This is a genomic window from Streptomyces sp. NPDC007157, assembly GCF_040634235.1.
GTDB lineage: Bacteria > Actinomycetota > Actinomycetes > Streptomycetales > Streptomycetaceae > Streptomyces.
Genome location: NZ_JBEYFE010000060.1, coordinates 1 through 11427, shown reverse-complemented (window position 1 = coordinate 11427; position 11427 = coordinate 1). Strand labels below are relative to the sequence as shown.

The following is an 11427-nucleotide window of genomic DNA, read 5'->3' as shown; positions in this document are numbered from 1 at the left end:
GCGGTGGGCCTGGGGGGGGGGGGGGGGGGGGGGGGCGGGGGCGGCCGGGGGCCCCCCCCCACCCCCGTGCCCGGTGTTACGCGGCGGCGGTCGTGGTCCGCAGGCTCAGCGGGCGCATGTCGGTCCAGGTGCGCTCGATGTGGTCGAGGCAGTCCTCCTTCGGACCGCTGACGCCGACCGCGCGCCAGCCCTGCGGAATGCTGCGGTCGGCGGCCCAGACCGAGTACTGCTCCTCGTCGTTGACGACCACGAGCCACTGCTGGGAGTTCTGCTGCATGACGATTCTCCGATCGTGTTCTGAAGGTGTTTCAGGGATGGGTGTGCATCGGGTGGTGCGGACGGGGCTTGGGATCGGTCCGTCGGATCGGTCGGTCGGCCCGTCGGTCTGTGGGTCTGTGGGTCTCTCGCTCCGTAGGCCCGTAGGCCCGTAGGCCTGTAGGTCGGTCTGTCGGTCGGCTCAGGCGGCGGCCGACTGCGGTGCCAGGAGGTTGCGGAAGACCGCCAGGGCGCGGTCGACGTCGGCGCCGTCCACCCCGGCGTGGGTGACCGCCCGGATCCGGCCGCGGCCCAGTTCGGCGAGGCGTACGCCGTCCTCCCAGGCCCGCTCGATGAACCGGGCCTGGATCAGGCCGGGCGCCTCGACGCGGAAGAACACCATGTTGGTCTCGACCGGCTCCACCACGACCCCGGGCAGTGCGGCGAGGCCTTCGGCCAGCCGGCGCGCCGTCGCGTGGTCGTCGCCGAGCCGGGCCGTCATCTCCCGCAGCGCGACCAGCCCGGCGGCGGCCAGCAGCCCGGCCTGCCGCATGCCGCCGCCCAGCATCTTGCGGATCCGGCGCACGGAGCGGATGAACTCGGTGCTGCCGGCGACCATCGAGCCGACCGGCGCGGACAGCCCCTTCGACAGGCAGAACTGCACCGAGTCCGCGTATCCGGCGATGACATGGACGGGGACGCCGAGGACGAGCGCCGCGTTGAAGATGCGGGCCCCGTCCAGATGCACCGCCACCCCGCGGGCACGGGCCAGCGCGCGCAGTTCGGCCAGGTACTCCAGCGGCAGCACCCGCCCGCCGCAGCGGTTCTGCGGGTTCTCCACGCACAGCAGGGCGGGCAGCGCGAACTGCGGGTCCTCGGGATCCTCGGGGAACGCCGCCTCGATGTCGGCGATCGCCATGGTGCCGTCGGGGCGGTTGGCCACCGGTTCGACGATCACGCCGCCGCAGTAGGAGGCCCCGCCGGCCTCGTAGACGTAGATGTCGGACTCGGCGCCCGCGAGGGCCTTGGTGCCGCGCGGGCAGTGGGCGAGCAGGGCGGCCAGGTTGCCCATCGTGCCGCTCGGCATGAAACAGGCGTCCTCCATGCCGAGGAGCTTGGCGGCGAGCTCCTCCAGTTCGCGGGCGGTCGGGTCCTCGCCGTAGACGTCGTCGCCGAGCGGGGCTCTGGTCATCTCCGCCAGCATCCGGGCGGTCGGCAGGGTGAAGGTGTCGCTGCGGAGTTCGACGACGGGTGCCGCGGAGGCGGCGCGGTCAGGGCTCGTCATGGAAGGCATCCTTCGGTTCGGGTCCGGCGGTCGCGGGGCTGGGCTCGGTCCTGCCGTGCACCAGGGCCACGGCGTCCCGCAGCCGCTCGTCGGCGTCGTGCCAGCGGGCGGTCTCCTTCGCCAGCCGGGTGCGGTGGTCCGCCCAGCGCAGGGTGAGCGGTTCGTGGCAGCGCCGGAACGAGGCGGGTCCGGGGCCGCCGCCGAACTCGGCCGCCCACCACACGTTCTGCGGCCTGAGGTCGTAGGAGTCGCCGTCCGGCACCTGGCCGTGCGTGTCGAGGGCGGCGCCCAGCGAGTCGGCCCGTCCTTCCACGACGGCGAGGGCGGCCTCCCCGACCTGGTGGTGGGCCCGCCGGAACGGCACCCCCTGGCGCACCAGCCACTCGGCGGTGGCGGTCGCGTGGGTCAGCCCCTCGGTCGCCCGGGCGGCCATGGCCCGGGGCACCGGCCGGGCCCCGTCGTAGGCCAGCCGCAGGATCTTCACCGCGTCGACGGTGGCGTCCAGGGCCGGCATCACATGGGTCATCGCCTCGGTGCCGACCGCGATGGAGTTGGTGAACGGCGTGCCCCGCATCGCGCTCGCCGCGGCGGTCAGCCCGCCGAGGGCGGCCGCGGACTTGCCCTGCACATGCTCCAGGACGAACGCGTTGCGCTTCTGCGGCATCATCGAGCTGGACCCGACCAGCCCGTCGGGGATCGTCACCAGCCCGAACTCGGCGCTCGACCACATCAGCAGGTCGAGGGCGGCCCGGTCGAGCGTGACCCCCAGCACCACGGCCGTCGTCAGCATCCGCAGCGCGGTGTCCCGGGTCGCGATGGCGTCGACCGAGTTGCGCACCGGCTCGCCGAAGCCGAGGAGTTCGGCCGTGCGCGCCGGGTTGATCGGGACGGTCGTCCCGCCGATCGAGCCGGCGCCCAGCGGACACCGCTCCAGCCCCTCACCGGCCTGGGCCAGGGCCCGGGCGTCCCGCTCGAAGGTCTGCGCCAGCCCCAGCAGGTAGTGGCCGTAGGTGACCGGCACGGCCGCCTGGAAGTGGGTGTAGGCGGGCATGAGCACCTCGCGGTACTCATGAGCGCGTTCCAGCAACACCCGGCCCAGTTCGGCCAGTTCCTCCGACAGCCGGCGGTACGGTTCGCGCAGCGCCAGCTGGAGGCAGGTGACGCCGAGGTCGTTGCGGGAGCGGCCGGTCTGCAGGACGCCGCCGGTCTCCTCGCCGAGGGTCTCGATCAGATGGGATTCGTAGGCCAGGTAGAGACCGCGGGGGGCGGGCCGGGTCTCCAGGGGTGCGTAGTCCCGCTCGCGCAGCTCCGTGATCGCCGCCAGCAGGGCGGAGGCGGTCGCCGCGCCGACGATGCGGCGCTCGGCCAGCATGACGACGTGCGCGAGGTCGACATGGGTGATCCGGTCGAGTTCGCTCTTCCAGGAGGGCCTCGGCGGCTCACGCCGCTCCAGCAGCATGCGGCGGATCTCGGGGGAGGCGGCGGTGCGCAGGCGGCCGGAGTCGGTCACGCCGGCACCTCCTCACGGAGGGCGAGGGACGGCCTGATCCGGCGTACGCCCTCGTCGGCGGCGGCCGCGGCCTCGGCCGCGGAGGCGCCACGGGCCAGCACATGCCCGATCCGGTCCCGGAAGTCGCCGGCCACGACGATCTCGGCGCCGGGCTCCCGGTAGGTCTCCACGTCGACCACGCCGGGCACGGCACAGGCCTGTGCCACCCCGTCGACGCCGCGCAGTTCGCCGCTGCCCTCGGGGACGACGAAACGGATCGCGGCCCCCCGGGCCGCCGTGGCGGCCACCGGCACCGGCCGGCCGCTGAACGCGGCGACCGTCCCCAGGATCAGGTCGGTCCCGATCGCCTCCCGGACCAGCCGTGGGATCCAGCCGCCCGCCAGCCGGGGGTTGACCTCGATCAGCACGGGTCCCTCGGAGCCGACGCGCAGTTCCACGTGGGCCGGGCCGAGGGCGATCCCGAGAGCCCGTACGGCGGCCTCCGCGGCCTCGGTGACGGCCTCGCGGGCGGCCGGCGCGAGAGGGGCGGGGAAGTCGTGCCCCGTCTCCACGAACAGGGGCGGTGCCCCCAGGTGCTTGGCGGTGATGCCGACCACCGAGCCGTCGAGGACCTCCGCCGAGTACTCCGGGCCGCTCACGTACTCCTCGACCGTGACCCGGCGCGGCACCGGCCGGCCGCGCTCGTTGAACCCGCGGGCCAGCAGTTCGCGGGCGTGCCCGGCCGCCTGCGCGGGGTCCGCGCACAGCAGCACCCCCAGGCTGCCGCTGCCCGTGACCGGCTTGACCACCACCGGGTAGCCGGTCTCCGTGGCCGCGGCCAGGACCTCCTCGACCGTGCCGGCCACGGTGAACCGGGGCACCCGCACCCCGGCCGCGGCGAGCCGGGTCCGCTGCGCGCCCTTGTCACGGACCGCGGCCAGGTCGGCGGGGGAGTTCGCGGGCAGCCCGAGGGCGGTGGCCGCGGCGGCCGCGGTCTCCACGTAGTAGTCGGAACTGGTGGCGACGCCCACGACGCGACGTCCGCCGCCGCCCAGGCGCCGGCAGGCGTCGACCACCGCCTCGACGCTGTCGGTGTCGGTACGGACCACCTCGGCACCGCCCACCGAGGCGTACCGGGACGGATCGGCCGCGAGCAGCACCGGGTGCAGGCCGAGCGCGCGGGCCGCCGCCGGGAACAGCCGTCCCGTTCCGGTGGTGTTGCTCTCGACGAGGACGAAGACGTCCCGGATCATGCGGTCACCCCTTCCGCCAGGGCGACGACCTCGTCACGGGTACGGCGGTGCCAGGAGAACCGGGACCAGGCTCCGCCGACCTCGGACGGGTGGTCCAGGGTGCCGGGCCCGTCGGGCGGCGGCGCGGCGAGGAAGCCGTTGCGGCGCAGCCACACGTCGTTGTGGACGGTGTTGGTGTAGCGGTGGCCCTCGTCGGGGAAGAGCGCCATCACCCGCAGCTCCGGGTGCTGTTCGGCGTACCACTGCGCCACGTGGTGCGCGGCGCCGCTGGTCGGCCCCATGTACAGGGCGTGCTCGGCGTGCAGCCGGCGGGTCGCGCCGAACGCGGTCGCGGCGTCCAGCCAGTGGATCTCGTCGAACAGGGTGTGCTCCAGGACGGGCGGCACCAGGCCGTTGCCCAGACCGCGCAGCTGCCGCGGCCCGGCGGGAGCGCCGAACAGCACACTGCCCGGGGTGTCCACGCCGATCAGCTTCAGCTCCGGGTTCAGCGCCCGCAGGAACGAGCCGATCCCGGACGACGAACCGCCCGAGCCCACCGGGCAGACCAGCGCGTCGAACGTGCCGGTGCTCTCCAGCAGCAGCTCGGCGACGGCCCCGTACGACACCGGGTTGAGCGGATTGTCGTACTGGCCGGGCGTGTAGTACGAGCCCAGCCGCGCCTGGATGCGGGCCACCCGGTCCAGCCGGGCCTGCTGCACGCCACGGGTGCGCAGCTCCGGACCCGACACGATGCTCACCCGGGCGCCGAGCGCCTCCAGCCGCCGGCGCAGCGGCGGTTCGATCGCCGGGTCCCCGACGAGGACCAGCGGGATCCCCTTGAGCCGGCACACCATCGCGAGCCCGAGCCCGAAGGTGCCGGACGTGGTCTCCACGACCGTGGTGTCCTCGGTGAGTTCACCGGTCTCGATGGCACTGGTGAGGATGAACTGCGCGGGCAGCAGCTTCATCAGATGGAAGGCGGCCCCGAACACGTTGGGCCCGACCTGGATGACCTTGGGCAGGACGTGGCCGTCGACCACGCTCGTGAAGGCCCTACGACTGGTGTGCGTACGGGACATGAGAGTCGCTCCCGGCGATATAGCGCCAATGGTCGGTGATACGCAGTGCGGAGAGCCGGCGGGCGGCCAGCGCCAGGCGCTGCTCCAGCCCCGGCTGGTGGGGTGCGAAGAGCAGCCCGGCGACCGTGCCGCTGTGCGCCACCTGCACGCCCAGCGCCTCGGTCTCCTCGGCGATCTCCAGCACCCGGTCGAAACGCGGCACCGGAAGGAACCGCTGGTTGATCCGGGCGCTCGCGGTGGAGATACGGCCCAGCTCGCGGTGGTCGCCGCTCGCCACGGCGCGGCGCATCAGGCCGCGCAGCGCGCGGAAGCACTCGATCTCCCAGGCGCTGTACCGCGCCCGCGGCAGCGACAGGGTGTCGATCTCCTGGTCCGCCGAGGAGAAACCGAGCACCGCCAGCGGCGGCACCGGCCGGTGGAAGTCCTCGATGACCGCGCCCTCGCGATGCGCGAACAGCAGCATCCGGTCGAAGTAGATCAGGGGGTCGGTGGCGGCCTCGGCGGCCACCGCGATCCGGGCGATCCGTTCCGGAGCGAGGTGCCGGCCGACCGCGGACAGCACGGCGAGGATCGCCGCCGTCACGTCGCTGGTCGACGAGCCCAGGCCGCGGCCCACGGCGACGTCACCGCGCAGCTCCAGCTCACCGCCGTAGGCACTCATGCCGAGCACCTCGAGCGTGCTGCGGGCGGCGTCGAGGGCCTTGGTCTTCCACGCCGGGGTGACCGTCAGCTCCGGCTCCCACCGGCTCAGCCGCACCGTGGCGTTGCTGGCGAACAGGGGGCAGGGCAGGGTCACCAGGCCGCGGCGGAGTCTGCCGTCGTCCTCGAACACTCCCTGGAGCAGTTCACCGTGGTGGCTGGGGGCGGTTCCGGTGCCCATGAGCACACCGTGCTCCAGGTCCGGGGGCACCAACTCCATCTGTGCCTGGCCGTGCCCGTCCTGTGCGGACAGCACGTCCTGGCTCTGCACGCCGATCTTCACCTACGCCTCCTCGAACGTACGAGTCTGGGAATGGAGGTATCGCGTACCGCCCCGCCGGGCGGCGGCCGGGGCCGCGGGGCCGTGCGGGCCCCGCGGCCTGCCGGTGTCGTTCCTTGTCATGCGTCGTCACGCGTCCGCGGACGGGCGCGCGGCAGCTGCCGCGGCCTGGTGGGGGCGGACGATCTCGGCGATCCGCGCGGCCAGTTCACCGACGTGCGGCGGGTGCACCATGTCGTGGTGGTTGCCCGGCACCGGGACGGTGCCGACCCGGCCGCGGGTCAGCGCCTGCCACGCGTCCGGGTCGACGTCGGGGCTCTTGAGGGTCGGGTGGGACTCGGAGACGGTGATCAGGTGGATGTCCGCGTCGACGACCGCGCCGGGCCGGTAGCGCCCGGCGGCCTCCCCGTTGGCGCGGGCCACGTCGACCATGCGGCGCACGGCCGTCGACTCGATCCGGTCGGGCAGCCGGCCGGCCTGGTGGGACTGCCGGACCAGGGCGGCGATCAGCGCGTTGTCGTCCAGTTCGTCCATCTCGTCGGACGACAGTCCCGCGTCGGCCCCGAACCGGGAGAGCACGTCCTCGTCGCCGACCAGGTCCGCCGACCCGGGCACCGGGGAGTCCAGCAGCACCAGCGCGCCGACCTGCCGGCCCGCCCGCTCCAGCCGCACCGCCATCTCGAACGCCACCACACCGCCGAACGACCAGCCGCCCAGCAGTACCGGCCCCTCGGGGGACAGCTCCGCGATCTCGGCCAGATAGCGGTCCGCGATCTCCTCGACCGAACGCAGCGGGGCCGCCTCGGTGTTGTAGCCGACCGCCTCCACCCCGTACAGGTCGACACTGCCCTCCAGCTCCCGGGCCAGACCCATGTAGGAGCTGACGCCGCCGCCGTGCGGGTGGACCAGGAACAGCGGCGATCCGGAGGCCGGCGCGGCCGACGCCAGGGGCACCAGCAGTCGTTCGGAGACGGCGGACAGCCCGGGCAGCGCACCGCACAGCGCCTCGATCGTCGGCGCCCGGAAGAACGTGCTCAGCGGCACGCTCACGCCCAGCTCCCGCCGTACCGCCTCGACCAGTTCGAACGCGCTCAGCGAGTTGCCGCCCGCGGCGAAGAAGTCGTCGCGCACCCCCACCGGGGACCGGCCGAGGACCCGCTCGCAGATCGAGGTGACCCGCAGCTCCAGCGAGTCCCGGGGCGCGACGGGCTCGGCGCCCGCCTCCGCGGCCGGCTCGGGCAGCTGCTTGCGGTCCACCTTGCCGTTCGGCGTCAGCGGCATCCGCTCCAGGCCCACCAGCACGGCCGGGACCATGTACTGCGGCAGCCGCTCCCGCAGGAAGCCGCGCACTCCGGCCTCGTCGGGCTCGTCCCGCCAGGAGACGTAGCCGACGATCCGCCGGGCCATGTCCTCGCCCGCCGTGATGACCGCGGCCCGCGCCACCGCCGGGTGGCGCTGGAGGACCGCCTCGATCTCGCCGAGCTCGATCCGGTGACCGCGGATCTTGACCTGGGTGTCCTCCCGGCCGATGAACTCCAGCGTCCCGTCGGGCCGTCGGCGGCCCAGGTCGCCGGTGCGGTAGAGGCGGCCGCCGGCGCCGAACGGATCCGGCACGAACCGCTCCGCGGTGAGCCCGGCCCGCCCGGAGTAGCCGCGGGTGACCCCCGAGCCGCCGATGACCAGCTCGCCGACGGCCCCGATCGGCACCAGCCGCATCCGGTCGTCCACCACGTGCACCTGGGTGTTGGCGATCGGCAGGCCGATCGACACCGGCTCCGCCGTACCGTCCGGGGCGATCCGGTGCAGGGTCGAGTAGACGCTGGTCTCGGTCGGGCCGTACACGTTCCACAGCCGCGACACCCGCGGCGCCAGCTCCCGGGCCAGCTGCGCGGAGAGCGCCTCGCCGCCGGAGACGGCCTGGAGGTCGCCGCCCTGCCAGCCGCTGAGCAGCAGCAGATGCCAGGTGGCCGGGGTCGCCGCCATGACCGTCGCCCGCTCCGCCGCGAGGACCCCGGCCAGGGCGGCGCCGTCGGCGGAGGTCTCCCGGTCCACGACGACCACCAGGGCGCCGCGGACCAGCGGCACGAACAGCTCCAGTATCGACGCGTCGAACGCCACGGTGGTCACCGCGCACAGCACGTCGTCACCGGAGAGGCCGAGGGTACGGCCGATGTCCTCGACGAAGTTCACCAGACCGCGGTGCGGGACCATCACGCCCTTGGGGCGCCCCGTCGAACCGGACGTGTAGATCACATAGGCCAGGTCGTCCGGCCGGACCCGGGCCGCCACCGGTGTCGCCCCGGCCGGGACCGGCGGTGGCGCCCCGATGTCGATGACCCGCACGTCCGTGTCCAGGCCCAGCCCGGCCACCAGCTCCGGACGGCCCAGCAGCAGCCGGGCCCCGCTGTCGGCCAGCACGTACGCCAGCCGGTCCACCGGGTAGTCGGACTCCAGGGGGAGATAGGCCGCACCGGCCTTGAGGACCGCGAGCAGCGCGACCAGCAGGTCCGGGGACCGCTCGACCATCACGCCCACCGGGGCGTCCTGGCCCGCACCCTCGGCCCGCAGTACGGCGGCCAGCTCCGAGGCCCGCCGCACCAGTTCGGCGTACGTGACCTCCTCGCCGTCCAGGCCCCGCACGGCGACCGCGTCCGGAGTGCGCTCGGCCTGCCGGTCCACCAGGTCGGGCACCAGCAGCGGCGACTCCGGGACGGCGGTGTCGTTCCAGTCGGAGAGCAGCAGCCGCTCCTCGGCCGGCGCGAGCAGGTCCAGATCACCGATCCGGGTCTCCGGCCGCGCCACCGCGTGCGCCAGGATCCGCCGGTAGTGCTCGGCGAACCGGGCCACGGTCGCTGCCTCGAACAGCTCGGTCGCGTAGGAGATCAGCACCTCCATCCGCCGGCCCTGCGTCACCACGGTGACGTCCAGGTCGAAGCGGGCGGTGTCCGCCTCGACCGGCAGCGACCTGACCGCCACCCCGGGCAGCCGCAGCTGCGAGGTCTGCTCCTCGACCAGGTTGAACAGCAGCTGGAACAGCGGGTTGCGGCTCAGGTCACGCTCCGGCCGCAACTCGTCGACCAGCACGTCGAACGGCACGCCCTGGTGCTCGTACGCCTCCAGCGTGGTGCCCCGGACCCGGGAGAGCAGCTCGGCGAAGGTCGGGTTCCCCTCCAGGTCGGTGCGGAGCAGCACGGTGTTGACGAAGAACCCGATCAGGCCCTCCGTCTCCTGGAGCGTGCGGCCGGACATCGGGACTCCGACCGTCACGTCCCGGCTCCCGGAGTGCCGGGACACCAGGGCGGCGAACGCCGCGAACAGCACCATGAACGGCGTCACGCGGTACTGCTGGGCGAGGTCCCGCACCCCGTCGGCGACCGCGGGGTCGATCACATGGGACACCCGGGCGCCCGCGCCGCCGCGCACCGCGGGCCGCGCCCGGTCGCCGCGCAGCTCGGTCGGGGTCGCACCGGCCATGGTCCGCTTCCAGTGCTCCACCTCGGCGGCCGACTCCGGCGACTCCAGCTGCCGCGCGGCCCGCTCCGCGTAGTCCGCGTACTGGATCGGCAGCTCCGGCAGCTCCGGACGGCTGCCCGCGGTCAACGCCGCGTAGGCCCGCGACAGTTCCTGCCAGAGGATCTGCATCGACGCGGCGTCCACGGCGATGTGGTGCACGACCACGGTGAACAGATGGCGCTGCTCGGGCAGTTCGGTCAGCCGTGCCCGCAGCCACGGACCGGCGGCGAGGTCGAACCGGCCGCTGATGTCCGCCTCGCTCAGCCGGTACGCCTCCTCGTACGCCGGCCCGACGGCCAGGTAGCGCAGGTTCGTCCGCTGCAGCCGGACCGCCGACGCCGGGCCGACCCGGAGCCGCGGACCGCCGGTGGCGTCCTGCACCACCCGGGACCGCAGGATGGTGTGCCGCTCCACGACCAGCCGCAGCGCCGCCGTGAGCGCGTCCGCGTCCAGCGGACCGGACAGCTCGAAGACCTGCGCCATGTTGTACTCGACGAGCTCGGGACGGAGGTGTTCGAGCAGCCACACCCGTCGCTGCGCCGCCGACAGCGGCGCGTCCACGGCGGGACCGGGTCCGGTCTGCCGCCGCGCGGTGTCCACCGCGCGTTCCACGATCGGACTTGTCGTCATCAGGGGGTCCTCCCGTCAGCCGTACCGGACGCGGGCAGGAGGTGTCCGACCGCTTCGGCCATGGTGTGGATGGTGGGGTTGTCGAAGATGAGGGCGAGCGGGATGTCGGGGGACAGGGCGGTCCGGAGCCGGGAGACGATCCGGGTGGCCAGCAGTGAATGCCCGCCCAGGGCGAAGAAGTTGGCGTGGACGTCCAGGTCCGGCCGGCCCAGCACCTCCGCCCAGATCCCGGCGACCAGCTCCTCGGCCGCCCCGCTCGCCCGCGTCGCCGTCTCCTCGACGGCGGCCTTGGGCTCCGGGAGGGCGCGGTGGTCGGTCTTGCCGTTGGCGTTGACGGGGATGCGGTCCAGCACGGTGATGCTGGAGGGGATCATGTAGAGGGGGAGCTGGTCGCCGAGGTGGGTGTTGAGGTCGGTGAGCAGGTCCTCCTCCGTTCCGGGGTGTCGGCTGGTGATGTAGGCGGCGAGGCGGTGGTCGCCGGGGGTGGGTTCCCATTTGGTGACGACGGCGTCGTGGACGTGGGGGTGGCGGCGGAGGGTGTGTTCGATCTCGGCGGGTTCGATGCGGATGCCGCGGATCTTGACCTGGCTGTCCGCACGCCCCAGGAAGACCAGGGAACCGTCCGCACGCCGGATGCCCCGGTCACCCGTGCGGTAGAGCCGTACGCCCGGCACCTCCGGGTGCGGCAGGAAGGCCGCCGCGGTCTTGCGGGCGTCCCCGAGATAGCCGCGGGCCAGACCCACGCCGGCCAGGTACAGCTCACCGGGGATGCCGTCCGGGACGGGGTTGAGGTGCTCGTCCAGGAGAAGCACCTCGTTGTTGGCGATGGCACGGCCCAGCGGGACGTCCGCGTCGTGGTCGTCGGTGGTGCAGGTGTGGCTGGTGGAGTCGATGGAGACTTCGGTGGCGCCCCATTGGTTGTGGAGGTGGGCTCCGGTGGGGGCGAGGCGTTGGTGGAATTTGGT

The 11427-nt window shown here is 73.8% G+C and carries 8 protein-coding genes; all 8 read right to left on the bottom strand.

Annotated elements, in window-relative coordinates; all coding sequences use genetic code 11:
- Positions 1-76: 76 nt before the first annotated feature.
- Complete coding sequence (locus ABZ642_RS46175; protein WP_360497693.1) at positions 77-277, bottom strand: MbtH family NRPS accessory protein; 201 nt, start codon at positions 275-277, stop codon at positions 77-79.
- A gap of 180 nt (positions 278-457) precedes the next feature.
- Positions 458-1540, bottom strand: a complete 1083-nt coding sequence (locus ABZ642_RS46170; protein WP_360497691.1) for a GntG family PLP-dependent aldolase — start codon at positions 1538-1540, stop codon at positions 458-460.
- The gene (gene argH, locus ABZ642_RS46165; RefSeq protein WP_360497688.1) at positions 1527-3050 is read right to left on the bottom strand and encodes an argininosuccinate lyase; all 1524 of its coding nucleotides are present in this window, start codon (positions 3048-3050) and stop codon (positions 1527-1529) included. The genes ABZ642_RS46170 and argH overlap by 14 nt, the downstream gene beginning before the upstream one ends.
- Positions 3047-4282: an ATP-grasp domain-containing protein gene (locus ABZ642_RS46160; protein WP_360497685.1), complete on the bottom strand. Its 1236-nt coding sequence runs from the start codon at positions 4280-4282 to the stop codon at positions 3047-3049. The genes argH and ABZ642_RS46160 overlap by 4 nt, the downstream gene beginning before the upstream one ends.
- On the bottom strand, positions 4279-5340 hold the full coding sequence (locus tag ABZ642_RS46155) for a pyridoxal-phosphate dependent enzyme (RefSeq protein ID WP_360497682.1): 1062 nt from the start codon (positions 5338-5340) through the stop codon (positions 4279-4281). Before ABZ642_RS46155 ends, ABZ642_RS46160 begins: the two co-directional genes overlap by 4 nt.
- Positions 5315-6322, bottom strand: coding sequence for a GHMP kinase (locus ABZ642_RS46150; RefSeq protein WP_360497679.1), 1008 nt, complete (start codon positions 6320-6322; stop codon positions 5315-5317). Before ABZ642_RS46150 ends, ABZ642_RS46155 begins: the two co-directional genes overlap by 26 nt.
- A 126-nt stretch (positions 6323-6448) precedes the next feature.
- On the bottom strand, positions 6449-10462 hold the full coding sequence (locus ABZ642_RS46145; RefSeq protein WP_360497676.1) for an amino acid adenylation domain-containing protein: 4014 nt from the start codon (positions 10460-10462) through the stop codon (positions 6449-6451).
- Positions 10462-11427, bottom strand: a 966-nt coding sequence (locus ABZ642_RS46140) for a non-ribosomal peptide synthetase (RefSeq protein ID WP_360497673.1), incomplete at its 5' end; no start/stop codon positions are given. The genes ABZ642_RS46140 and ABZ642_RS46145, both read right to left, overlap by 1 nt.